At 59.8% G+C, this 25,191-nt stretch carries 21 protein-coding genes; 11 read left to right on the top strand and 10 right to left on the bottom strand.

Annotated features, from left to right (window positions below; translation table 11 throughout):
* Positions 1-13 precede the first annotated feature (13 nt).
* Both trmFO and gluQRS read left to right on the top strand, forming a co-directional pair.
* Positions 14-1,360, top strand: coding sequence for a methylenetetrahydrofolate--tRNA-(uracil(54)-C(5))-methyltransferase (FADH(2)-oxidizing) TrmFO (gene trmFO / locus BMY55_RS09285; protein WP_091430141.1), 1,347 nt, complete (start codon positions 14-16; stop codon positions 1,358-1,360).
* A gap of 14 nt (positions 1,361-1,374) precedes the next feature.
* Positions 1,375-2,217 carry a tRNA glutamyl-Q(34) synthetase GluQRS gene (gene gluQRS / locus BMY55_RS09290; RefSeq protein WP_091430143.1) on the top strand — a complete coding sequence of 281 codons (843 nt, stop codon included), beginning with the start codon at positions 1,375-1,377 and terminating at the stop codon, positions 2,215-2,217.
* Between the two features lie 71 nt (positions 2,218-2,288).
* On the opposite strand, the gene hisI is transcribed toward gluQRS, so the two are convergent.
* Positions 2,289-2,648: a phosphoribosyl-AMP cyclohydrolase gene (hisI, locus tag BMY55_RS09295; RefSeq protein ID WP_091432262.1), complete on the bottom strand. Its 360-nt coding sequence runs from the start codon at positions 2,646-2,648 to the stop codon at positions 2,289-2,291.
* Between the two features lie 71 nt (positions 2,649-2,719).
* Here hisI and BMY55_RS09300 point away from each other — a divergent pair, with 71 nt between their 5' ends.
* Positions 2,720-3,151, top strand: a complete 432-nt coding sequence (locus BMY55_RS09300; protein WP_091430145.1) for an iron-sulfur cluster assembly scaffold protein — start codon at positions 2,720-2,722, stop codon at positions 3,149-3,151.
* A 188-nt stretch (positions 3,152-3,339) separates the two neighbouring features.
* Here BMY55_RS09300 and BMY55_RS17150 read toward each other — a convergent pair whose 3' ends face one another.
* The 3 genes from BMY55_RS17150 to ligA form a co-directional block, all read right to left on the bottom strand.
* On the bottom strand, positions 3,340-3,462 hold the full coding sequence (locus BMY55_RS17150; RefSeq protein ID WP_281242442.1) for a hypothetical protein: 123 nt from the start codon (positions 3,460-3,462) through the stop codon (positions 3,340-3,342).
* A gap of 134 nt (positions 3,463-3,596) precedes the next feature.
* Positions 3,597-5,687, bottom strand: a complete 2,091-nt coding sequence (gene recG, locus BMY55_RS09305; protein WP_091430147.1) for an ATP-dependent DNA helicase RecG — start codon at positions 5,685-5,687, stop codon at positions 3,597-3,599.
* A 3-nt stretch (positions 5,688-5,690) separates the two neighbouring features.
* Positions 5,691-7,820, bottom strand: a complete 2,130-nt coding sequence (ligA, locus tag BMY55_RS09310; RefSeq protein ID WP_091430149.1) for an NAD-dependent DNA ligase LigA — start codon at positions 7,818-7,820, stop codon at positions 5,691-5,693.
* 196 nt (positions 7,821-8,016) lie between these two features.
* On the opposite strand from ligA, the gene BMY55_RS09315 reads away from it, so the two are divergent.
* The gene (locus tag BMY55_RS09315) at positions 8,017-8,760 is read left to right on the top strand and encodes a DUF502 domain-containing protein (RefSeq protein WP_091430151.1); all 744 of its coding nucleotides are present in this window, start codon (positions 8,017-8,019) and stop codon (positions 8,758-8,760) included.
* The gene (locus tag BMY55_RS09320) at positions 8,757-9,392 is read left to right on the top strand and encodes a LysE/ArgO family amino acid transporter (RefSeq protein WP_177179321.1); all 636 of its coding nucleotides are present in this window, start codon (positions 8,757-8,759) and stop codon (positions 9,390-9,392) included. The genes BMY55_RS09315 and BMY55_RS09320 overlap by 4 nt, the downstream gene beginning before the upstream one ends.
* 18 nt (positions 9,393-9,410) lie before the next feature.
* Here BMY55_RS09320 and BMY55_RS09325 read toward each other — a convergent pair whose 3' ends face one another.
* Both BMY55_RS09325 and BMY55_RS09330 read right to left on the bottom strand, forming a co-directional pair.
* Complete coding sequence (locus BMY55_RS09325; RefSeq protein WP_091430153.1) at positions 9,411-10,463, bottom strand: patatin-like phospholipase family protein; 1,053 nt, start codon at positions 10,461-10,463, stop codon at positions 9,411-9,413.
* A 6-nt stretch (positions 10,464-10,469) separates the two neighbouring features.
* Complete coding sequence (locus BMY55_RS09330; protein ID WP_091430155.1) at positions 10,470-11,255, bottom strand: 3-hydroxybutyrate dehydrogenase; 786 nt, start codon at positions 11,253-11,255, stop codon at positions 10,470-10,472.
* A gap of 364 nt (positions 11,256-11,619) precedes the next feature.
* Between BMY55_RS09330 and BMY55_RS09335 the strand changes: the two genes are divergently transcribed.
* Positions 11,620-13,437: an extracellular solute-binding protein gene (locus BMY55_RS09335; RefSeq protein WP_407639025.1), complete on the top strand. Its 1,818-nt coding sequence runs from the start codon at positions 11,620-11,622 to the stop codon at positions 13,435-13,437.
* A gap of 84 nt (positions 13,438-13,521) precedes the next feature.
* Positions 13,522-14,538, top strand: a complete 1,017-nt coding sequence (gene arsB / locus BMY55_RS09340; protein ID WP_091430158.1) for an ACR3 family arsenite efflux transporter — start codon at positions 13,522-13,524, stop codon at positions 14,536-14,538.
* Between the two features lie 127 nt (positions 14,539-14,665).
* Here the strand turns inward: arsB and BMY55_RS09345 are convergent, their stop codons facing one another.
* Complete coding sequence (locus tag BMY55_RS09345) at positions 14,666-15,619, bottom strand: SDR family oxidoreductase (RefSeq protein ID WP_091430159.1); 954 nt, start codon at positions 15,617-15,619, stop codon at positions 14,666-14,668.
* Between the two features lie 161 nt (positions 15,620-15,780).
* Here BMY55_RS09345 and BMY55_RS09350 point away from each other — a divergent pair, with 161 nt between their 5' ends.
* Positions 15,781-16,671, top strand: coding sequence for an AraC family transcriptional regulator (locus BMY55_RS09350; protein WP_091432268.1), 891 nt, complete (start codon positions 15,781-15,783; stop codon positions 16,669-16,671).
* A gap of 84 nt (positions 16,672-16,755) precedes the next feature.
* Here BMY55_RS09350 and BMY55_RS09355 read toward each other — a convergent pair whose 3' ends face one another.
* Positions 16,756-17,382, bottom strand: a complete 627-nt coding sequence (locus tag BMY55_RS09355; protein ID WP_091430161.1) for a helix-turn-helix domain-containing protein — start codon at positions 17,380-17,382, stop codon at positions 16,756-16,758.
* Between the two features lie 79 nt (positions 17,383-17,461).
* Between BMY55_RS09355 and BMY55_RS09360 the strand changes: the two genes are divergently transcribed.
* The 3 genes from BMY55_RS09360 to BMY55_RS09370 are packed head-to-tail and all read left to right on the top strand — an operon-like array spanning position 17,462 to position 20,969.
* A complete protein-coding gene (locus BMY55_RS09360) occupies positions 17,462-19,006 on the top strand; it encodes a class I adenylate-forming enzyme family protein (RefSeq protein ID WP_091432272.1) in 1,545 nt (514 codons plus the stop codon).
* 59 nt (positions 19,007-19,065) lie between these two features.
* Positions 19,066-19,740 (top strand): DsbA family oxidoreductase, encoded by a 675-nt coding sequence (locus tag BMY55_RS09365; protein ID WP_091430163.1) that lies wholly within the window; start codon positions 19,066-19,068, stop codon positions 19,738-19,740.
* A 47-nt stretch (positions 19,741-19,787) separates the two neighbouring features.
* Positions 19,788-20,969 carry a multidrug effflux MFS transporter gene (locus BMY55_RS09370; protein ID WP_091430164.1) on the top strand — a complete coding sequence of 394 codons (1,182 nt, stop codon included), beginning with the start codon at positions 19,788-19,790 and terminating at the stop codon, positions 20,967-20,969.
* Here BMY55_RS09370 and mfd read toward each other — a convergent pair.
* Both mfd and BMY55_RS09380 read right to left on the bottom strand, forming a co-directional pair.
* Positions 20,966-24,436 carry a transcription-repair coupling factor gene (gene mfd, locus BMY55_RS09375; protein WP_091430166.1) on the bottom strand — a complete coding sequence of 1,157 codons (3,471 nt, stop codon included), beginning with the start codon at positions 24,434-24,436 and terminating at the stop codon, positions 20,966-20,968. The genes BMY55_RS09370 and mfd overlap by 4 nt on opposite strands.
* Before the next feature lie 44 nt (positions 24,437-24,480).
* Positions 24,481-25,005, bottom strand: coding sequence for a component of SufBCD complex (locus tag BMY55_RS09380; RefSeq protein WP_091432275.1), 525 nt, complete (start codon positions 25,003-25,005; stop codon positions 24,481-24,483).
* Between the last annotated feature and the right edge of the window lie 186 nt (positions 25,006-25,191).

A 25,191-nucleotide genomic window follows, 5' to 3' on the forward strand; every position in this document is an offset into this window, starting at 1 on the left:
CTATCTGCACCCCATGACTGACAAGACTTTACACATCGTGGGCGGCGGCATGGCCGGGTCCGAAGCCGCATGGCAAGCCGCACATATGGGTGTGGACGTGATCCTGCACGAGATGCGACCAAAGGTCGAAACCTTCGCCCACCAGACCGGGAATTTCGCCGAAATGGTGTGCTCCAACTCGTTTCGGTCTGATGATGATGAGCAGAATGCAGTGGGACTTTTGCATTGGGAAATGCGCCGGGCGGATGGGCTGATCATGTCCAGCGCCGACCAGAACCGCCTGCCCGCGGGTGGTGCCCTTGCTGTGGATCGCGACGCCTTTGCGCAATATGTGACGGAAAAGCTGCGCGCACTGCCAAACATCCGCGTTGAATATGGCGAGGTCGGCACGTTGCCCTCAGACGGGCACTGGATCTTCGCCACCGGTCCACTGACATCCCCCGCGCTCGGCGACGCCATTGCGCGCGAAACCGGCACGGACCGGCTGGCCTTTTTCGATGCCATCGCCCCCATTGTCTATGCCGACAGCATCGACATGGACGTGGTCTGGGCGCAGTCACGCTATGACAAGGGCGACACGGTCGAGGAGCAGAAGGCTTACCTCAACTGCCCGATGACCAAGGACCAATACGAAGCCTTCATCGACGCGCTTCTGGCCGCCGACAAGACCGAGTTTCACGACGGCGAAACCGCCACATATTTCGACGGCTGCCTGCCGATCGAGGTGATGGCCGAACGTGGTCGCGAAACTTTACGGTTCGGGCCAATGAAACCCGTGGGGCTGACCAATGCCCATAAGCCTGACGACAAACCTTATGCGGTGGTTCAACTTCGTCGGGATAACGCGCTGGGAACGCTGTATAATATTGTCGGCTTCCAAACCAAGATGAAATACGGCGCCCAGGCCCAGGTGTTCAAGATGATCCCCGGTCTGGAGAATGCGTCTTTCGCACGGCTGGGCGGCATCCACCGCAACACGTTCATGAACTCACCCACGCTGCTCGACTGCCAGATGCGCCTGAAGTCCCGCCCGAACCTCAGGTTTGCGGGGCAAGTGACGGGGGTTGAAGGCTATGTGGAAAGCGCCGCCATGGGTTTGCTGGCCGGGCGCTTGGCCGCCGCCGAAATCCTCGGGCAGAGCCTGCCCGACGTGCCGCAAGATACTGCCATGGGCGCGCTGATTCACCACATCACTGGCGGGGCGGACGCCAAGACCTTCCAACCCATGAACGTCAACTTCGGCCTGTTCCGCCCGGTTGACGGGCTGAAAGGCGGGCGTCGTGGGCGCAAGGACCGTTACAAGGCCTATACCGACCGTGCCAAAGACGCGTGGGCCACTTGGCTTGAACATTTCGCCTGAAGGACCGGGCGCATATGACTGATTTCATCACCCGTTTCGCCCCCAGCCCCACCGGCCCGCTGCATCTGGGCCATGCCTATTCCGCTATGCTGTGCCACGACATGGCGCGGACCGCTCAAGGCCGGTTTCTCTTGCGGATGGAGGACACGGATCTCCAGCGCAGCAAACCCGAATGGGACGCCCTGATCCGTGAAGACCTGACCTGGCTGGGCCTTCACTGGGACGCGCCCGTGCTGCGCCAATCCGAACAGATCTCCTCCTATGACTTGTACCTCGACCAACTGGCAGAGCACGACCTTCTCTACCCCTGCTCGTGCAGTCGCGCCGACATCCGGGCCGCCTTGTCCGCTCCGCAAGAAGGTCACCCGCACGAGGTCTATCCGGGCACTTGCAAAGCCCGCCCGATATCCGACCGCAACCAGGGTGACGCGCTGCGCCTGCACCTTGATCGCGCGCTTGTCATGCTGGCCGATGACCTACCATCCTTTCAGGAAACCGGAGGCACCCATAAGGGCACGCACCAGATCGACCCCGATCAGGCCCAGGAACAGATCGGCGATGTGGTCCTGACACGCAAAGGCGAACGCATGATCGCCTATTTCCTTGCTTCGGCCATCGACGACGCCACACAAGGCATCACCCATGTCATCCGCGGCGAAGACCTGTTCGACTTCACCGCCATACAGGTGATCCTGCTCACCCTCCTGAATCTGTCCGTGCCGACCTATCACCACCATCGGCTGATCAGGGACGAAAACGGCAAACGCCTGGCCAAACGGGATGACGCCCGGGCCATTTCAACCTATCGGAACGACGGACGAACCCCGTCCGACATCCGGCGCATGGTTGGTCTCTGATACCTTCCCGGTTTCTTCTGGCTCAAAATATCCTGCGGGGGTCCGGGGGTGCAAAACCCCCGGCGCGCCGCTCACGCCATCGGCGCCAAGATCTCGACTTCATCCCCACCCCGCACAGCGGTATAAAAACAACTGCGCCGGTGGGTATGGCACGCCGGGCCGGATTGCCGGACGGTCAGCAACAGACAATCGCGGTCGCAATCGACCCTAAAATCGACCATCTCCTGCACATGGCCAGACGTCTCGCCCTTCACCCAAAACGCCTGTCGCGAACGTGACCAATACGTGACACGCCCGGTTTCCAAGGTCCGTCTTATGGCTTCGGCATTCATCCAGGCCATCATCAAGACGTCGCCCGTTTCGACATCCTGCGCGATGGCAGGAATCAGCCCCTTGTCGTCGTATGTCAAACTGCCTGTATCGAAATTCATCGCCCGTCCTTTCCAATTGCCTGTCAGCATCCTATGTAGACCGAGATAACGCGACGGAAAAGGCAGGACAGATGAGCGACAACGACCTGATCAAGCTCTATTCAAAACAAATCCTCGCCCTGGCCGCGGCAATCCCCCATCTCGGTAGTCTTGAAGCGGCTCAGGGTGAAGCCAAGGCGCGGTCCCCCCTCTGTGGGTCGACCGTAACCGTTGGCGTGAACCTTGAAGATGGCAAGGTCGTTGAGTTTGCGCAAAACGTGAAAGCCTGCGCACTGGGTCAAGCCTCGGCCGCCATTCTCGGCAAGGCTGTGATCGGATTGGACCGCGACACGTTGCAACACGGTCGCGACGCACTGCATGCAATGCTGACCCAAAACGGTCCGATCCCTGCCGCACCGTTTGATGGCTATGAGGTTCTGCAACCCGCCCGTGATTTCAAAAACCGCCACGCCTCGATCCTGCTGCCTTTCGAAGCCACGCTCGGCGCGATTGACGCCACATAAAAAAAACCGCCGCGCTCCTGGCAGGGAGGCGGCGGCAGTTGCGGCTCGGGATAATCAGTTCCGGTGCAGGAATGAGGCAGAAACACCGAAACGCGGGACAGGCGACGGGCAGTGAACCGTCTGGACGCATCGACATTGGGACATGATGCTATGTCCGGACCCTGAGCTGGCAGAAACTGGATGTGGGGTCAGATCACCCCCGGCAGATGCAGCGCGCCAAACAACACAACAAGCAGGCACATGCCCCCGATCGCATCCTGCCAGATGGTGGCGGACGAACGGGCCAATGCGGTTTTCACATCATTCAACATGGGTCAACTCCTGCTCTCTGTTCTGGTGGCATCTTGGGGCTGCCATCCGCTTTGTTGCCCTTTTGTTCGCATATTCTTAACCCATCTGTAAAGAACTTTTTAAGAACATTTGTGAACTTTTGAGAACAAATATGTTAACCCACTGAAATCAAACGGATCGCTTCGTCCTGCCGCATCAGCCACAAAAGCACGCGCGCCGCATGCCCCCTCGGCGTGGTCAGGTCCGGGTCCTGTTGCAACAGCAGGCGCGCGTCTTTCTGCGCAACAGCCATCAGCCCGGCCTGATGTTCCAGATCGCCCACCCAGAACCGTGGCAGACCAGATTGCGCCGTGCCAAGCACGTCCCCCGCACCACGCATTTCCAGATCGGCCTCGGAAATCACGAACCCGTCTTCGGTGTCACGCATCACCGCGAGTCGTTTCTCGCCCCCTTCCGTCAGGGGCGGCTGATACATCAACAAGCAGGTCGAGGCCGCCTGCCCTCGCCCCACGCGCCCGCGCAATTGGTGCAGTTGTGCCAGCCCGAAATGTTCGGCCCGTTCGATCACCATGATCGACGCATTGGGCACATCCACCCCCACCTCGATCACCGTGGTCGCGACCAGAAGTTTGGTCTTGCCCGCGACGAAATCCGCCATGGCAGCGTCTTTTTCAGCAGGAGGCATCTGACCATGCACCATGCCGACAGCGTCTTCGCCCAGGGCGGCGCGCAAATGTTTGAACCGTTCTTCGGCAGCGGTCAGATCCATCACCTCGCTTTCCTCGACCAACGGGCAGACCCAATAAGCCTGCGCCCCGTCCGTCATCACCCGGCGCAGTCGCTCGACCACCTCGTCGATCCGGCCAGATGACACCAGAACCGTCTTGATCGGTTTGCGCCCCGGTGGCTTCTCGTCCAGAACCGAGACATCCATGTCCCCATATTGCGCCAGCGCGAGGCTGCGCGGGATCGGCGTGGCGGTCATCACCAGCACGTCAGCGGCCTGCCCCTTGGCCCCCAGTTCCATCCGTTGCGAGACGCCGAACCGGTGCTGTTCATCCACGATGGCCAGGCGAAGGTCATGAAATTCCACGTCTTTCTGGAACACCGCGTGGGTGCCGACCAGAATGTGAATATCACCCTTGGCCAAAGCCTCAAGCTTGGCACGCCGCTCGCCCCCCTTGTCGCGCCCGGTCAGAATCTCGACCACGACACCTGCGGCGTCTGCCAGAGGCCGCAACCCTTCCAAATGCTGTCGAGCCAGAATCTCGGTGGGGGCCATCATAACGCCCTGCCCGCCCGCCTCGACCGCGACCAGCAGTGACAACAGCGCGACCAGCGTCTTGCCCGAGCCCACATCGCCCTGCAACAACCGGTTCATCCGCAGGCCCGAGGCCAGATCGGCGCTGATCTCTTCCACCGCGCGGGTCTGGGCGCTGGTCGGCACATAGGGCAAGGCGGCCAGCACCTTGGCCTGCAAATCGCCTGTGCCAACGCTGACCCGCCCTTTGCTGCGCCGCACCTTGGCGCGGGCCAGGGCCAATGTCAGTTGGTGGGCGAAAAACTCGTCATAGGCCAGCCGCCTGCGCGCGGGCGATTGCGGTGACAGATCGTCTGCGCCCTCGGGCGCATGGGCCGCCCTGAGCGCCATGTGCCAATCAGGCCAGCGCTCACGCGTTTTCAGTTCAGGATCGATCCATTCCTTCAGAACCGGCAGTCGCGTCAAAACCTCGCCCACCCCTTTGGCGATCACCCGTCCGGTAACGCCGGCTGTCAGGCGATAGACCGGTTCGAAATCGGGAATGCTGGCGGCGTCTTTCGGCGACACGATGTAATCTGGATGGACGATTTGCAGCTTGCCATCGAAACTTTCGACCTTGCCGGAAATCACGCGCTTTTCGCCTTCGGGCAATTGTTTACCCAGCCATACGCCATTGGCGTGGAAAAACACCAGCTCGAACGCGGTCAGTGCGTCGCGCACCTCGACCCTGTAAGGCGCGGTTTTTGTCCGCCCCGGTCTATGCTGCACCACGTCGATTTCGACCGTCGCCATGTCACCCGGCTGCACCTCGGTGATCGAGGCGCGGAACATGCGGTCAACACCTGCGTGCGGCAGCCAGAACAGAAGATCGCGCGGACGTTCAATGCCCAATGTTTCCAATGCTTTGGCGGTCTTTTCTCCAATCCCGCCAAGGGTTTCAAGTTCGGCGAACAGCGGGAACAGGATTTCGGGCCGGGTTGCCATGGCTCACGCGTCCCCGATCAGGGCCAGCCAGCCGTCTTCGTCGATGGTTTCCACCCCCAGATCGGCGGCTTTGCTGGCTTTTGAGCCAGCCCCTGGTCCTGCCACCAGCAGGTCAGTCTTGGCCGAGACCGAGCCAGAGACCTTCGCCCCCAATGCCTCGGCCCGTGCTTTGGCTTCGGCGCGGGTCATCTTTTCCAGCGCACCGGTGAACACCACGACCTTGCCCGCCACGGGGCTGCCATCGGTTCTTGGGGCGGCGACTGGCTGCACGTCCAGTTCCGCCACCAAGCGGTCGATCGAGGCGCGCTCGGCTTCTTGCGAAAACGCCGCGACCAATGACCCCGCCATGACTGCACCAACCCCGTCGATGGACATCAGGTCATCCCATTCTGGAGTGTCCGGCTGGGCAGCAACAACGGCGGCTTCGAATGCCTCCCATGTGCCATAATGGCGGGCCAGAAGATTGGCAGCACTTTCCCCTACATGTCGGATTCCAAGCGCGAAAATCACCTTGTTCAAGGGGATTGCACGGCGTTCTTCAATCGCCGAAAACAGGTTCTCGGCGCTTTTCTCGCCCCATCCGTCGCGATTTTTCAGCCGCGCAAGGTTGTTTTTATCACGCGCGGCCAGCGTGAAAATATCGGCGGGTTCACGGATGGGCAGCGTGTCGTCGTGATAGAACATCTCGACCTGCTTGGCCCCCAGACCGTCGATGTCGAACGCACCGCGGCTGACGAAATGTTTCAGTTTCTCAACGGCTTGCGCGGGACAAATGATGCCACCCGTGCAGCGGCGCACGGCGTCGCCCTCGTCCCGGATGGCGTCTGATCCGCATTCCGGGCAGATTTTCGGAAAGGTATATGGCGCCGCGTCATCCGGTCGTTTGGCCAGATCTACATCCGAGATCTTGGGGATCACGTCACCGGCCCGATAGACCTCAACCCAATCGCCGATGCGGATGTCCTTGCCGTCCCGAATGACCTCGCCCTTGTTGTCGCGACCTGCGATGTAATCCTCGTTATGCAGCGTGGCATTCGACACAACCACGCCACCGACCGTGACAGGGGTCAGGCGAGCGACAGGGCTGAGCGCGCCGGTGCGGCCCACCTGAATATCAATGGCTTCCAGACGGGTCCAGGCGCGTTCGGCAGGAAACTTGTGCGCGATCGCCCATCGCGGCGTGGTGGATCGAAACCCCAAGCGCGCTTGCAGGCCAAGATCATCCACCTTGTAGACGACCCCGTCAATGTCATAGCCCAGCGTCGCCCGCTGGGTTTCAATCGCACGATAATGGGCCAGCATCGCGTCAAGATCGGTGAACTGCTGTGTCAGAGGATTGGTCTGAAAGCCCAGTTCAGCCAGACGCTTCACAGCGCCCATCTGGGTGTCAGAAAGCGGTGCGCTGAGTGCGCCCCACGCATAGGCAAAGAAACGAAGTGGACGATCTGCGGTGATCTTTACGTCCAGTTGGCGCAGCGATCCCGCGGCGGCGTTACGTGGGTTGGCGAAGGTCTTTCCACCCCGTTCGGCCTGCCGCGCGTTCAGGGATGCGAAATCGTCATGGGACATATAGACCTCGCCCCGCACCTCAAACACGTCGGGCGCGCCGTCCAGCAGTTCGGGGATGTCCGAAACGGTGCGGGCATTTGCGGTCACGTTTTCGCCCACCGCGCCATCGCCACGCGTGGCCGCATAGACCAGCTTACCCTGTTCATAGCGGATCGACAGCGACAACCCGTCGATCTTCGGCTCGGCAGTATAGGCAAGTGGCGCATCTTTCGCCAACCCCAGGAACGACCGGATGCGGGCGTCGAACTCGGTCACGTCATCGTCTGAAAACGCGTTGCCCAGCGACAACATCCGCACCTCGTGAGTGATTTTGCCGAACCCGTCCGAGGGGGTCGCGCCCACCTGATCACTGGGGCTGTCCGAGCGTTTCAGATGGGGAAACCGTTCCTCGATCGCTGCATTTCGCCGCTTGGCCGCGTCATATTCGGCATCCGAGATCGTTGGCGCATCTTCGGTGTGATAAGAGACGTTGGCCGAAGCCAGCAATTCACCCAATCGCATCAACTCGGCGCGGGCTGCCTCTTCGGTCAGGTCATCAACGTCTATATCGGCTGTCACGCGCATGGCTCCCCATACCTGTTTTCAATTTGATAGGCTCCACCTTGCGCCCCGTCCAGCCCCGATGCGGGGCGTCTGGTTCATGAAAATACCCCAGCCCCTTGAAATACGCGTGAATCATCGGGTTGACCGCTTGTCTGCTATTGCCGACGTCATTCACAGTGCCTAAGTTTCGCTGGGCAACACCGGGGAACGGGTTTTCATGACCGAACACGACGAACACACGAAGCGCAAGCGGCGCCCATTTGCAGGGCTGCGCAACAACTTCCTTGCGGGGCTTGTTGTGGTCGTGCCGATTGCCGTGACCATGTGGATGATCTGGACCTTTGTGGGATGGATCGACAGTTGGGTTCTGCCCTTCGTGCCCGCCCGCTATCACCCCGACAGCCTGATCGACACGTTCTTCGGCGACAGTGCTTGGTTCAAGATGCTTTTTGGCGAGGATGTGCGCATAAATGTGCGCGGGCTGGGCGTCGTTGTGTTTCTTATGTTCACCGTGTTTGTCGGTTGGATCGCCAAGGGGCTGATCGGGCGGTCGTTTCTGGCCTGGGGCGAAAGCCTTGTCGACCGGATGCCGGTTGTGCGCTCGCTTTACAACGGCATCAAGCAGATTGCCGAGACCGTCTTCAGCCAATCGACCGAAACCAAGTTCGACAAGGCGTGCCTGGTTGAATACCCCCGCAAGGGGATCTGGGCGATTGCATTCATATCGACCAAGGCCAAAGGCGAGATTGACGCGCGCATCCCGGTGGACGAAGACATTATCTCGGTGTTTCTGCCGACCACGCCGAACCCGACATCGGGCTTTCTGCTGTTCGTGCCGCGGCATTCCGTAATCTCTTTGGACATGACGGTCGAAGATGCAGCCAAGTTGGTCATCTCTGCCGGTTTGGTCTATCCGAACTCGAAGAACCCGACGCAACCGGTTGATGTTAAACCGAAATGAGTTACTTTATCGCGCCTGCGATTACAGGCTTCGCGACTGGTTTTTCCCTTATCCTTGCCATCGGCGCGCAGAACGCATTCGTATTGCGCCAAGGTCTTTTGCGTCAGCATGTATTCTGGCTGTGCCTGTTCTGTGCAGCTTCCGATGCAGTGTTGATTGCCGCAGGTGTGCTTGGCTTCGGCGCACTGGTCGAGGCTTGGCCCGGCTTGCCCCTCATCATGGCATTGGCGGGCGCTGGTTTTCTGATCGTCTATGGTGCGATGCGGTTCTTGGCCGCCCTTAAAGGCACCTATGCGATGGAGATTGCGGGAAAATCCCGATCCCTGAGCACGGTGATTGCCATTGCCGCCGCCTTCACCTGGGCCAATCCGCATGTCTATCTGGACACGCTGGGCCTGATCGGTGCGATTTCGACCTCGTTTTCCGATTGGGCGCAGCGGATAGCGTTTGGTGCAGGTGCCATGACGGCCAGCTTCGTCTTTTTCTTTTCCCTCGGATATGGTGCCCGGCTGCTGGCACCGATCATGCAAAAATCCGGCGCATGGCGCGTGTTGGACGTGGTGATCGGGCTGACCATGTGGGCCATCGCAGTTGGATTGATCACGGGCGTGGTATCGGGCTCAATTGGCTAAAGCATTTCGCGAAACGCTTTAGCCGAACATCTGTTCCAGATCGACCGTACCACGCGTGTTCAGATCATCTCGATGAGTTGCCAGGAACATATCAGCCGCCGTTCGACCGGCATCTTTCAAGCGCAGCAACGTGACCGATGACGGCACCAGTTTGGTGGCGGTGCTAAGGTCGCGCATCAGTTCGTCATCCGAGATCATATGCACCAGCACATCGCGCATCTGGCCCGACGACAACTGGCCCGCGGAAATCAATCGCTTGACGAAGTTGATGGCCCGAAGTTCGCGCAAAAGCGACGAATTGAAGCTGATTTCATTGATCCGGTTTTGAATATCGGCCCCGTTTCGGGGTATGTCATGCCGAAACAACGGATTGATGTTCACCACCACAATGTCGGCGGGCAGCGTCGGATCGAACAGCGGAAACAGGGCAGGATTACCGGTATAGCCACCATCCCAGAATGCTTCCTTGGTCCCGGTTTTCGGATCGATCATCTCGATCGCCTTGAACACAGTGGGCAGACAGGCCGAGGCCAGGATGGCATCGGTGCTCATCTCGTGCCCACCGAAAACGCGTATCTTGCCGGTTCGGACATTGGTGGCAGAGACATGAAGGCGCGGCCCGATCCCGGCGCAAACCTTGTCATAATCAAACGTCTCGACGATGGCGCGCAACGGGTTCCGATAAAACGGGCCATAGGCATAGGGGCTGACCACGCGGCTGGCCATATCGGCCCAGATAAACATAGGCGAGGCCTGGAAAGCCTGGCTGATCAACTCGTTCTGGGGGACGAACTGCGCAAACCACGAGGTCATGCGCAGGTCATGCACCCCCGCCACCTTGTGCCACAGCGCATCCAGATTGGCGCGAGCCGCATCGCGATCCTGCCCTTTGCCATCAGCGACCAATCCGGCCTTCAGTGCCGCCCCGTTCAGCGCCCCGGCGGACGTGCCCGAGATCCCCGCGATCTCGATCCCTTCATCCTCTAACAGACGATCCAGAACGCCCCAGGTAAAGGCACCATGGGCCCCTCCGCCCTGTAGGGCCAGATTGATACGCTTTGGGTGTGCCATTCCGGGTTACAACGCCGTCCAGCCGCCATCGACCGAGATTGTGGTGCCGGTGATCTGGGCCGCAGCATCAGAACACAGGAAGACCGCGGTGCCGCCCATCTGTTCAACCGTTGCGAACTCTTTCGACGGTTGGCGGGCCAGCATGACATCGCGCACCACCTCGTCCCGGCCCATATTGTGGGTCTTCATCTGGTCGGGGATTTGCGCTTCGACCAACGGCGTTAACACGTAACCGGGGCAGATCGCATTGCTGGTGATCGGGTCTTCGGCGGTTTCCAATCCAACAGTCTTGGTCAGGCCAACAATTCCGTGCTTGGCCGCGATATAGGCGGATTTATAGGGCGATGCGGTCAGACCGTGGGCCGAGGCGATGTTGATCACCCGCCCCCACCCGGCCTTGCGCATCATCGGCAAGGCCGCCGCGATGGTGTGAAACGCTGAATTCAGGTTGATCGCGATGATGGCATCCCATTTCTCGGTCGGAAACTCTTCAACAGGGGCCACGTGTTGAATGCCCGCATTGTTGATCAGGATGTCGCACCGCCCGGCTTTCTCGATCAGGCCGCGGCATTGATCGGCTTTCGACATATCCGCCTGAATATAGCGCGCGGTGACGCCAAATTCCTTGGCAAGACCCGCTGCCAGCGCGTGATCTTCGTCATTGTCGGTGAACGAGTTCAGAACCACATCCGCACCTGCCCGCGCCATCTCGCGTGCAATCCCCAGCCCGATACCCGAATTTGATCCGGTGATGACGGCGGTTTTGCCGTCCAGCGATGTTGTGATGGCCATGGTGATCCCTTCTCAGAAAACTGTTGTTGCAATGCAGCATAACCCAATGACTTTTGCGCGCCAGTGGTTTCCGGCCCACCCGCAAGTGTCACCCGAAGGTTGGTTTTGTGACAGTGACAAACACCCCGATTCTCTTGCAGCGGTCAGAGGCAGGGCCAACCGGTTTTCAGCCATAAAAAAAACGCCCGCACGAAGCGGGCGTTAAGTTATTGAGGCAGGTTTCATACAGGCAAGAAACCTATCGAGCAGTGACACCTTTATAAGCGGTTGAGCGCCGCGTTCCAAGCTAAAAGTTTGAAAAGACTATTTTCCGCCTCTAGTGTTTCCCCAAATCAAATCAGGGACGTGAAGGAAAATGACGCGGATGAGAGCAGCACCCACAAAGATGTTTCGCAGGCTGATCGGGGCGATAACGCTCTCGATCGTTGCCGCACAAACCGGGTATGCCGAACCCAAACATGGCATAGCTATGTATGGCGACCCCATCCTGCCACCGGATTTTGTGTCCCTGCCCCATGTGAACGCCGACGCACCCAAAGGTGGCAAGATCGTTTTTGCCGAAGCAGGAAGCTATGATTCGCTGCATCCCGTGATCCGAAAAGGCAGCGCGCCATGGCAGTTGCGTTTCATGCTGTTCGAAAGCCTGATGGGCCGCAGTTACGACGAGCCGTTCACACTTTACGGACTGTTGGCCGAATCGGTTGAAACCAATGATGACCGCACATGGGTCGAATACACCCTGCGCGAAGGCACCAAATTTTCGGACGGTAGCCCTTTGACCATCGAGGATGTGATGTGGTCCTACGAGGTGCTCGGCACCAAAGGTCATCCCCGTTATCAGGGTGCATGGGACAAGGTCGAAACGATGGAACAGACCGGCCCTCGCTCGGTAAAGTTCACATTCAACACCGAAGACCGCGAGCTGCCGCTTATTCTTGGTATGCGGCCGATCCTGAAAAAAACACAGTGGGAGGGGAAAGATTTCGAAGCCTCGGGCATTGATGTGATCCCTATTGGATCTTCTCCCTATGTGATTGGTGATTTTGAACCCGGTCGCTATCTGATCCTGAAACGCAACCCTGACTATTGGGGCAAGGATGTGCCATTCATGCAGGGACAAGCCAATCTGGACGAAATCCGGTTCGATTACTATGGCGACGGCGATGTGACCTTCGAGGCCTTCAAAGCAGGAGAAGCAACCACTTACCGCGAAACCAATCTGCAAAAATGGGCCACACAGTTCGATTTCCCGGCGGTGCAGTCGGGTGACATTGTGCTTTCGGACATCCCGCACCAAAGGCCCACAGGCATCATGGGCTATGTGATGAACACCCGCCGTCCGGCCTTCTCGGACATTCGTGTGCGGGACGCGATGATCCATGCGTTTAATTTCGAGTTCATCAACCAAAGTATCAACGCCGGCGCCAAGAAACGCATCCAATCCTATTTCCATAATTCGATTCTGGGCATGGAACCCGGCAAACCCGCCGAAGGCCTCGTCCGCGACATGCTGATGGCGTATGACGATCTGCCGGACGGCGCGTTGGAAGGATACACCCTGCCGGTCTCTGACGGATCTGCCCGAAACCGCGATGGGTTGCGCCGCGCAATGGATCTGATGGCGGAGGCCGGTTGGACCGTTCAGGACGGCGTGATGAAGAACGCCGAGGGTCAGCCCTTTACCTTCGAAATCCTGCTGAACACCGGATCGTCCGAGAACCGGCAGGAGATCGACATTTTCGCAAGCGCGTTGGAGCGTTTGGGGATCGCGCCCACCATCACTTCGGTTGACAGCGCACAATATACGGAACGCACCAACGTGTTCGACTTTGACATGGCCTATTATTGGCGCGGATTGTCGCTGAGCCCAGGCAACGAGCAGAAGCTCTATTGGGGATCGGAAAGTGCTGATAAAGAAGGCACACGCAATTGGATGGGCGTCAAAAGTGCCGCGATCGACGGTCTGATCGACAAGATGCTGAACGCAGCCGGTCAGGACGAGTTTCGTGCCGCCACCAGGGCGCTGGACCGGGTGCTGACCGCCGGTCGCTATGTCATCCCGCTGGGCTATACTGACCTGTCGCATATCGCCCATGTGAAAGAGCTGAAATACCCCGAACGTGTGCCGATGTATGGCGATTATCTGGGCTTCCAGCCCGAGATCTGGTGGTACGAGGAATAGGGTTGTTTCCGCCCGGCCCCTGCGTTAGGGCACTTTTGCGTTTCGTGGTTAGACCACGCGTAACACGGGGAATGGGGTCGCCGGATGGGACTTTTTGAACGTTACCTGTCGCTTTGGGTGGCGCTTTGTATTCTGGCGGGCGTTGTGTTGGGCAATACTGCGCCCGACCTGTTTTCACTGATCGCCGGGGTCGAGTTTGCAAACGTCAACTTGATGGTCGCCATCCTGATCTGGATCATGATCTATCCGATGATGGTGCAGGTCGATTTCGCCTCGATCCGCGATATCGGACGACGGCCCAAGGGGTTGGTTCTGACAGTGGTGATCAACTGGCTGATCAAGCCGTTCACCATGGCCGCGCTCGGCTGGTTGTTTTTCCGGGTGATCTTCGCTGGCTGGGTCGATCCGCAAACCGCCAGTGAATATATCGCGGGGATGATCCTTCTGGGCGTCGCCCCCTGCACCGCCATGGTGTTCGTCTGGAGCCAGCTGACCAAGGGTGACGCCGCCTATACGCTGGTGCAGGTCAGCGTGAATGACGTGATCATGATCTTCGCCTTTGCCCCGATTGCCGCGTTTCTTCTCGGGATCAGCGACGTGACCGTGCCGTGGCAAACGCTGCTTCTGTCCGTCGTGCTGTATGTCGTGTTGCCGCTGGCCGCAGGGGTCTGGACGCGCCACCGACTGATGCAGTCCGGCAAGGCTCAACTGGACGCCTTCCTTGCCCGCCTGAAACCGTGGTCAGTAATCGGGCTACTGGCCACCGTCGTTCTTCTGTTCGGCTTTCAGGCGCAAACCATCCTGGCCAAACCGCTGGCCATCGTGCTGATTGCCATCCCGCTGCTGATCCAGACCTATGGCATCTTCGCCATCGCCTATGGCGCTGCCCGCGCGATGAACCTGCCCCACAACATCGCCGCGCCAGCCTGCATGATCGGCACGTCAAACTTCTTTGAACTGGCCGTCGCGGTCGCCATTTCTCTCTTCGGCCTGAACTCGGGCGCGGCGCTGGCAACCGTCGTCGGCGTGCTGGTCGAGGTGCCGGTCATGCTGTCGCTTGTGACCTTCGCAAACAAGACGCGGCATTGGTTTCCGGGGTGAGGGTTCTGACGACCAGAGCGTTTACGACGGGGTAAATGACCGGTTGGAGCCCAGAGTCACCGATGCTGCAGCGCACCAATGTCCGCTATCCGGACCGGTGCGTTGGCAACCGAATTCTATCAACTGGTCAGAGTTTCCACTCGAACCCGACGGCTTTTTCAGACTCATTCCAAAGACGTGTCATGACAGCCTTGTCATGGGCGTGGGCGTTCAGTGTGCCTTTGCCGACCGGGCCGACCGCTTCCATGCGGCCCGTCGGACCGTAGAGGGCGCGTTGATCGGTCAGGGCTTCTTCGGTCGCGCACATGACTTCGGGGTATGAGCCTTGTTCCGCAGTCTGGACCATTGGCGTCTTGGTCATCAGCCACCAGATGAACCGCATCGTGCGGCTGCCGCTGGTGGTGATCAGCGATGTGGCTGACGAGCCCGGATGGCAGACGAAGACCTCGACCTCATTGCGCCCTGCAGCGGCCAACCGGTCCTGCAGTTCGTAGGCAAACATCATCTGCGCCAGCTTGCTTTGCGAGTAGGCAGTGTTCGCGCCGTAGCCCTCATCCCAGTTCATATCCTCGAACTTGATGGTCTTGAGACCCATGTTGTAGCCGAGGCTCGCGACGACCACGATCCGGCCTTTGCTCTTGGCGATGCGGTCGAACAGCAGGCCATTCAGCAGAAAATGCCCATAGTGGTTGGTGCCGAGCTGACTTTCAAACCCATCAACGGTCAACTTGCGCGTTGGCACCTGCGCAATAGCCGCGTTGTTGATCAGCGCGTCGATCCGAGGCACGGTCTTCAGGACCTCTTCGGCGGCCTCGCGCACGCTGTTCAGAACGGACAGGTCCATGCGGATGAAGCGCACGTCGGCCTCTCCGCCGAATACCTGTTTCAGGTCCGCGATTGCGGCCGCGGATTTCTCGGCTGAGCGGTTCAGCATCACCACCTTGGCGTTCTTCTTCAGCAAGATGCGCGCGGCCTGAAAGCCTGCGCCAGCGTTGGCGCCGGTGATGATGTAGGTCTTGCCGGACAAGTCGCCGAGGCGCTCGGGTGTCCAGCCTTTCGGTCCGAATGTTGTATCTGTCATTTTCTGTCTCCTGCCAGCCCAAGCTGGCGGTTTAGGGTGTCATCGTCTGAAAGCACAGATAGAACCAGTCGGGACCTAGAAACAGGCGGTATCCTCTCGATTACTTGCCCAATCGTCTCAACCCCATTGCAAATATGAAAGTCCTCTGCCAGCTAGAGTGCATGACCAAAGACCGGATCAAAAACCTTATCGAGCGCCGTCTGCCAGAGGCAGGCCTCGTCGATACCGCGTTGAAAGGCGTCCAGCTTTTCCGGGTGACCGAGGCCATGCCCTGCGTCCCTGCTGTCTACGAGCCCACGGTGGTGGCTATTCTCAGTGGCACGAAGGAAGCTGTGCTGGACGGTGAGCACCACGTCTATGGCAGCGACAAATACTTGCTGTGCCCCATGACCTTACCGGTTGAGGCTGGCACGCCACAGGCGTCCGAAGAAGATCCTCTGATCGGCGTGGTGATCGCTTTGGATCCTCGAATCATGCGCGAGCTCACCATGGAGATCGGGACCGCCGCTGGTGGCAACAGACAATCGCGGGATAGCGCGCCATCGGCTTTGGCATTGGCGTCCTGGGATGGTGGTTTCACGCAGGCACTGCTGCGGCTTCTCGATCTGCTCGACAATCCGGTTGATCTCGAGGTGCTCGGACAGGGGCGACTGCGCGAGTTGTGTTACGCGGTGCTCACGGGCGAGGCCGGGGCCGCCGCAAGACGGGCCTTTGGCGTCGGCAACGAAATCGCGCGCTCCATCGACTACCTCTCAACCCACCTGAAAGAGCAGGTTACCATCGACGATATGGCCGACCACGTCGGCATGAGTCGGGCGGTATTCCATCGGCGGTTCAAGGAAGCCACGACGATGTCTCCGATACAGTTCGTGAAGTCTATGCGGCTGAACAACGCCGCCATGAAGATTGCCGAAGGAAAGACCGTGTCGGAGGCGGCGTGGGATGTCGGCTATCAAAGCTTATCTCAATTCAGCCGTGAGTTTAAGCGGATGTATGGCCAGCCACCCCGGCAATGGAGCCACGACCGACAAGCAACGACAGGGGTAGCCTAGGGCCAAGATAGCGGACCTTGAAAGAAGCAAAATGAACGGCAGATCCGTCCGCACAGCCGACAGTCACCCAACATCGCCCCCCCCTTACACCAGTGACGTGACCCACAGGATCGTCGCATCCTCGGCACTGGTCGAGATCACGTTGTGTCCCATAGACGCGTCGTAATAGGCGCTGTCGCCGCGTTTCATTTCGACCGGTTCATAGAACTCGGTGATCAGGCGGATGGCGCCGGTCAGGACATAGAGGAATTCCTCGCCGTCATGGCGCACCCAGCCGTCGAACTCGTCAAACGACCGCGCCCGCACCCGTGCACGATAGGGCAGCATGGTTTTCTTGGTCAGCGCACCGGCCAGCAATTCGTGCTCATAGGTGGCGGTGGCATGCGCCGCGCCTTCGCCGGTTTTGGTCACGGCCATGCGGCCCGACACTTGTGCGGCTTTTGGCGCGGTGAACAGTTGCGGCACCGAGATTTCCAGCCCGACCGCCAGCTTCTTCAACGCCTCATAGGTGGGCGACATCTGACCGTTTTCGATTTTCGACAAGGTTGACCGGGCCAGCCCTGCCTGCCGCGCCGCTTGTTCCAACGTCCAGCCGCGCGATTTGCGCAGATCGCGCACCCGCGCGCCAAGGTCCAGCGGGCTGGGATCGGGGCGATCATCTTCGTTTTCACGGGCCAGTCGGATCAGGCTGGGTTGTTCGGGCTTTGTCATGCGCTTTCAATACACGGAAACCCGGGTGATGCAACGGTGCACCCTTGCAAGTTCGCCCGGACGTTGGCACATCCCCCTTATGCTGTCCGAGTTTCGCCCCACCGCCCCGCTGCCCTCCGCGCCACAGGCGTTCAACATGGCGCGCTATGTGCTGACCCATGCGGCAGATCTGGGCGACAAGACGGCCCTGTCGGTGGTGACGCCGCACGGAACGGACGAGACCCATTGGACCTTTCGCCAGTTGGACCGTGCTGTGCGCGGCCTGGCGGGCGGGTTGTTGGCGCAGGGACTGGCACCGGGCGACCGGGTGCTGTTACGACTTGGCAACACCGTGGATTTCCCAATTTCTTTTCTGGGTGCGATTGCAGCGGGGCTGGTGCCGGTGCCGACCTCATCCCAGTTGACGCAGGCGGAAATCACCAAGATGTCGGCCATGGTCGCCCCGAATCTGATCATTGCCGATGACGGGATTGCCCTGCCTGCTGACACGAATGCTCCGGTTCTGGATGTGGATGGGTTGCACGGATTGGCCGATTATGCGCCAGCCCCTTTCCACATGGGCGACCCCGAACGGCCGGGTTATATCGTGTTCACCTCGGGCACTTCCGGCACGGCACGCGCTGTGGTGCATGCCCACCGTGCGATCTGGGCGCGTCAAATGATGTGGGATGGCTGGTATGGGCTGACCCGCGACGATCGGTTGATGCATGCGGGCGCGTTCAATTGGACCTATACGCTGGGCACCGGGCTGATGGATCCGTGGTCAGTGGGCGCAACCGCCTTGATCCCGGCGGCAGGCACGAGTTCGGCCCAGCTTGGCGAGCTTCTGGCGCGCGAGAGCGCAACGATCTTTGCCGCCGCACCCGGTGTTTACCGTCAGGTGTTGCGCGGCACTTTGCCCGCCCTGCCCGCCTTGCGTCACGGATTGTCTGCGGGTGAGAAACTGCCCGCCACCACGCGCGCGCACTGGGAGGCGGCCACGCTGACACCGATCCACGAAGCCTATGGCATGTCGGAATGTTCGACCTTCATTTCCGGCGCACCCAATCACCCGGCGCCTGACGGCACCCTGGGCTATCCACAACCGGGACGGCATATCGCGGTGCTGGACGCAGAGGGCCACGTCACCCCACGCGGCACGCCGGGCATTATGGCGGTGCATCGCAGCGATCCGGGTCTGATGCTGGGCTATCTTGGTGCAGAAACGCATACAAAGAACCGCTTTTCCGGTGATTGGTTCCTGACCGGCGACACTGTCAGCATGGGACCGGACGGCGCCATCACCTTTGAAGGGCGCTCGGATGACATCATGAATGCCGGTGGCTTCCGCGTCTCGCCGATCGAGGTTGAGGCCGCCATGGCCCTGCATCCCGGCATTCATGAAGCCGCCTGCGCCGAGGTGGCCGTGAAGGATGACGCAACGATCATCGCCTGCTTCTATACGCCCGAAGCTGATCCGGTCCCGCAGGAAGTGCTGTCAACCCATGCCCACGCACAACTGGCGCATTACAAATGCCCGCGCCTGTTCATCCCGCTGAACACGCTTCCGCGTGGTGCCAACAACAAGCTGTTGCGCGCGACCTTGCGTGAACATTTTGAATCGGGATTGTTCACCAAGCTGTGATCCACGGCACTTCCCATCCCTGACATTCCCCGGTAGAGACTTCGCCCAAGGAGACCCCAATGATCCGGCTTGATATTTTTTCCGACCCGATCTGCCCCTGGTGCTATATCGGTAAGTCACGTCTTGACCGGGCGCTTGAGGCGCGGCCTGACCAACCGTTCAAGATCGAATGGCATCCGTTCCAGTTGAACCCGGACATGCCCAAGAACGGTATGGATCGTCGCGCCTATCTGGAAACGAAATTCGGCGGTCAAGAAGGCGCGGTGAAGGCCTATCTGCCCGTGACGACCGAGGCCGAAGCCTCGGGCCTTGAGATCAATCTTGAAGGCATCACGCGCACGCCCAACACGCTGGACGCCCACCGCCTGATCCATTGGGCGGGGATCGAGTTCAAACAGAACGCCGTCGTCGACCGCCTGTTCCGCGCCTATTTCATCGACGGGATCGACATTGGCGACCCCGCGCGATTGGTCGAAATTGCGTCCTCAGTTGGAATGGATAGGGATGTTGTGGGCCGCCTTCTGGCGACAGATGCCGATGCAGACGACATTCGGGCCCGCGACATGGATGCGCGACGCAAAGGGGTCCAATCCGTGCCGACCTTCGTGCTGGCCAATCAACACGTGGTGTCCGGTGCCCAACCGACCGAGCTTTGGACACAGGTGATTGATGACCTGATCGCGCAATTGGCGGCCGGGTCATCTGCGGGGTCATCTGAAAGCCCGGCAGATTGATCACCCGCCGTATTTCCCAGCACATTTCACCACAAACACCGCTGCGGTTGCGGGAATACGTGCTGTTGATCGCGGCCTTGTTTTCGATGGTCGCGTTTTCCATCGACTCGATATTGCCCGCCCTGCCGGAAATCGGCGCGCAGCTGGTTCCTGACAACATCAACAAGGCGCAACTTCTGATCAGCGCCTTCGTGATTGGCGCGGGCCTTGGGCAGCTTATCTTTGGCCCGCTGTCCGACAGCATGGGACGGCGCTTTTCCCTGTCGATGGGCATGTTGCTTTACATGGTGGCCGCTTTTGCCGCCTTTTGGGCACAGTCGCTTGAGGCCATCCTGTTCTGGCGGTTTGTGCAAGGCTTGGGTGCTGCCGGTCCGCGCACCTGCGGCATGGCCATGACCCGCGACCTTTACGAAGGGCGGCAGATGGCGCGGGTCAACTCCATGGCGTTTGGGTTCTTCGTCTTCGTGCCGGCGGTCGCCCCGATGATCGGGCAATGGATCGTGCTGGGTTTTGGCTGGCGACAGATGTTCACCGCCTATATCCTGTTGGCCGCCGCGATCCTGACCTGGTTTCTGGTGCGCCAACCTGAAACCCTGCCGAACGAGCGTCGGCGGCCACTGTCACTGCGGCCCACACTGGCGGCGTTCAAGGTGGTTTTGCAAACACGGGTGACGCTGATCTACATGGCGATCATCACGCTGGCATTCGGTCAGCTTATGGCTTTCATCAGCTCGGCCCAGCAAATCTTTGTCGATGTGTTGGGCGCGGGCACGAACTTCCCCTATTATTTCGCATTGGTGACGGTTTTTTCCGCCTTCTCTGGGTTCTTAAATGCCCAGCTTGTGATGCGTTTGGGAATGCGTCGGCTGGCGCTGGCGGGGTTTGCCACGCAGACGGTTCTGGCCTCACTGACGCTGCTTGCATGGTGGTGGTTGGCCCCACAAGGCGCGTTTGCGCTGTGGCTGTTCTGCGGCTGGGCGACAACGCTGTTTTTCCTGAACGGGCTGAGCTTTGGCAACCTGAACGCGCTGGCCATTCAGCCGTTGGGCCATGTGGCGGGTACCGCAAGCGCCGTGATCGGTGCTGTGCCCACCGTTGCAGCGATCGCCATTGCCGCCCCGATTGGGTTGGCCTTCAACAACACGCCGTTTCCGCTTCTGATCGGGGTCACGACATGTTCGGCGCTTGCATGGGCGCTGATGCAACTGGACCGGGGAAACATGAGCTAGGACCCTGCCGTCTTTGCCTTGCTGGACGCCTCACGCGCCTCTTTCACCTTCATCGCCAGATCCTGCGCGATGGCAAACGCCCCCTTGATCTTGTCCGAGGTCTTGCGCCAGTCGCGGCGCACAACGATCTTGTTGTCACGCACCTTGGCCAGCCCGTTCTGGGCGTGGATGAACTCGACCAACCCTTCGGGCGAGGCAAATTTGTCGTTGTGGAACTGGATCGTCGCACCCTTCGGACCCCCGTCCAGCTTTGCGATGCCCGCACGTTTGCACATGCCCTTGATCCGCACGACCAGAAGCAAGGTGTTGACCTCTTTCGGCAGGGGGCCGAAGCGGTCGATCAGCTCGGCGGCGAAGCCTTCAAGCTCGACCTTGGTGGCGAGCGACGACAGACGACGATAGAGGCCAAGGCGCACATCAAGATCAGGCACGTAAGTATCTGGTATCAGTACAGGAACGCCCAAATTGATCTGCGGTGCCCAAGTGCTGTCAGCGTCTGACAGCCCTTCAAGTTCGCCCGCCTTGATCTTGGCAATCGCCTCTTCCAACATCTGTTGATAAAGCTCATAGCCCACTTCGCGCATCTGACCGGACTGTTCCTCGCCCACCAGATTGCCCGCGCCACGAATATCCAGATCCTGGCTGGCCAGCGTGAAGCCCGCGCCCAACGCGTCCAGCGACCCGAGCACACGCAACCGTTTTTCGGCGGTCGGTGTCAGCGGCACACGCGGCTTGGTGGTGAGATAGGCATAGGCGCGCGTTTTCGACCGCCCCACCCGGCCCCTGATCTGGTAAAGCTGCGCCAGTCCGAACATGTCGGCGCGGTGTATCACCATCGTATTGGCGGTCGGAATGTCGATTCCGCTTTCCACAATCGTGGTGGCCAGAAGCACATCGTATTTGCCGTCGTAGAAGGCATTCATGCGCCGATCCAGCTCGCCCGCCGCCATTTGCCCATGTGCCACCACGAACGTGACTTCAGGGACGTGATCGGCCAGAAACGCCTCGATCTCGGGCAAATCCTTGATACGTGGCACCACGAAGAAACTTTGCCCACCACGGTAATGTTCGCGCAACAGCGCCTCGCGTATGGTGACGCTGTCGAACTCGGACACATAGGTGCGGATCGAAAGACGGTCCACCGGCGGCGTGCCGATGATCGACAGATCGCGCACACCTGACAGAGACATTTGCAAGGTGCGCGGGATCGGCGTGGCGGACAGCGTCAGCACATGCACGTCGGACCGCATTTCTTTCAGCCGTTCTTTATGCCCCACGCCAAAGCGTTGTTCTTCATCGACAATCAGCAACCCCAGGGTCTTGAACCGAACATCCTTGGCCAACAGCGCATGGGTGCCGACAACAATATCCATCGTGCCGCGGGTCATACCGTCGCGAGTCAGGTTCGCCTCGCGTTGTCCGACGAAACGGCTGAGCTGTCCGACCTGAATGGGAAACCCCCGGAAGCGTTCGGCGAAACTTTTATAGTGCTGTCGCGCCAACAACGTGGTCGGTGCAATGACCGCGACCTGCTGACCGGACATGGCCGCCACGAAGGCCGCGCGCATCGCGACCTCGGTCTTGCCGAAGCCCACGTCACCGCAGATCAGGCGATCCATCGGGCGACCCGAGGACAGGTCGGTCAACACATCCTCGATGGCGCCAAGCTGGTCTTCGGTCTCCTGATACGGGAACCGCGCCGAGAACTCCTCCCATGCATGATGGGGTGCGTCCAGCACGGGCGCTTTTCGCAGCTCGCGTTCCGCGGCCAGACGGATCAGTTTGTCGGCGATCTCGCGGATACGTTCCTTCAGCTTGGCTTTCTTGGCCTGCCACGCCCCACCGCCCAACTTGTCCAGCAGCCCGGTGTCCTGGCCGAATTTCGACAGAAGCTCAATGTTCTCGACGGGCAGAAAAAGCCGATCCCCGCCTGCATATTCCAGCGCCAGACATTCATGTGGCGCGCCCATCGCGGTAACGGTTTCAAGACCGGTGAACTTGCCCACGCCGTGATCAACATGGACGATCAGATCACCGGCGGACAGGCCTTGCGCTTCAGTCAGAAAGTTCTCGGCCCGTCGTTTGCGCTTGGGCGCGCGGATCAGACGGTCGCCCAATACGTCCTGTTCGGAAATCACCGTCAGATCCGGGCCTTCAAAGCCGTGTTCCAACGGCCAGACGGACAGATAGACCCCGCCCTTGCCATCCGGCACATCGCGGAAATCGGTGATCCGCGTGGTGGCGATCAGACCTTCATCCGACAGCAGTCCTTGCAGCCGTTCACGTGCACCTTCGGAATAGGACGCAATGATCACCGGTTGATCTATCTTCGTCTCAACATGATCTGTCAGTGCTTTGAACAGATTGATGTTTTCCTGCTGACGCTCCGGTGCGAAATTGCGCCCGATGCGCCCACCACCATCCAGCACGCCTGCACCCGTGGCTTGCGGAAGCGCGGCCAGTTGGACAACCCGCGTATCGGCCAATGCAGCTTCCCAAGCGGCATCATCCAGATACAGCAAGCCCGGCGGGCAGGGTTTATAGACCGTATCCATCCGGTTTTTCGCAGTCATGGCGATCTTACGGGTTTCATACTGATCAACAATCGCCTCCCACCGGCTTAGCCGCGACGGCGTCAATTGATCGTCCAGCATGACCGAGGCATCAGGCACGTAGTCGAAAATCGTCTCCAACCGTTCGTGAAAGAACGGCAACCAATGTTCGTTGCCCTGATGCTTGCGCCCGGCCGAAATGGCCTCATAAAGCGGATCGTCGGACCCGGCGGCCCCGAACTCGATGCGGTAGTTCTGACGAAACCGGGTGATCGCGGCCTCGTCCAGAATAACCTCGGACACGGGGGCCAGTTCGATGCGATTCAACGTGTCGGTGGTGCGTTGCGTGACCGGGTCGAAGCGACGGATGCCGTCCAGCACGTCACCGAACAGGTCCAGCCGCACCGGGCCGTCATGACCGGGGGCGTAAATGTCGATGATACCGCCCCGGATCGCAAAATCGCCCGGCTCCATCACCGTGGGCGCTTGCGAAAAGCCCATACGCACCAGAAACGCCCGAAGCGCATCCACGTCGATCTGGTGATCCACGCGCGCGGTGAAGGATGTTTCTTTCAGCAACGCCCGCTCTGGCACCCGCTGGGTGGCCGCGTTCAGCGTGGTCAGCAGGACAAACTTGCCTGCAATCTGACCCGTCGCCAGCCCCGCCAGTGTCGCCATGCGGGTGGCCGACACGGCTGCGTTGGGCGACATACGGTCAAACGGCAGACAATCCCACCCCGGAAAGCGGAGGATGGTGACATCGGGAGCGAAGAACCCCAGCGCGGCCTCCATCGCGGCCACCCGCTTGTCGTCGCGCGCGACATGCACAACCGGGCCATGACCACGGGCCAGTTCTTTCACCACCAATGTGGCGTCATAGCCTTCGGGGGCACCAGAGAGCAGCAATTTTTCCATGACGGCGAGGTAACGGCCTGAGGTCTGGTGTCAAGGGCGCAGGGTCAGCGCAATACACCCAATGACAGGTTTTGATACATCCCCCAGAGCGAGGTCACGAAGATCGCGCCCATGCCAAGGAACTGGGTTTGGACACGGTGGCGGTTCAGACGTTTACGCAGGTCTTCGCCCTCAAGCGCGCGTTCGCGGATCACGGCCGCGGTGTTCAACGACATCAGTCCAGCCAACGCAATCGGAAACAGCAGCAAAAAGACGGCCTGCGCAAATTCGACCTTGTACCAGAAGCCCAAGATTGCCATCGACGTGAACAAGGCTGCGGCAAAGCCGAGAATCCACAGGCCCGATACGCCCGCGACATACAAGACACGATTGCAGTTGATGCGCACCAGATCTTCAAGATCTTGTTGCGCCTCGCCTTCCAGCCGGGTGGCCTTCTGAATCAGATCAAACGGCACGCCAACCACCCAATGGCTGACGGTGGACCAGGCCACGGCAAGCGCGATCCAGTACCACAGGTTCGAAAAGGACCGCATGTCTATGATTTCAAATACGGTGGAATACCAATCCACGTGCACGTCACCTTGCTTCGGGGCCGTATTCCGGGCGGTCCGAACGTCGTTCGGATCGTCTGCCTGCTCGGGCCGGTCTTATATGTGGCCAGACTAGCTGCGGCGGCGCAGCAATGCCAGCCCGCTTTTGCAGCAAATGGCGGCAGATTGCGCACTTGTGATGGACGTGATCCCATGGCAGGAAGT

It is taken from the genome of Aliiroseovarius sediminilitoris (assembly GCF_900109955.1).
In the GTDB taxonomy this organism is placed as follows: Bacteria; Pseudomonadota; Alphaproteobacteria; order Rhodobacterales; family Rhodobacteraceae; genus Aliiroseovarius; species Aliiroseovarius sediminilitoris.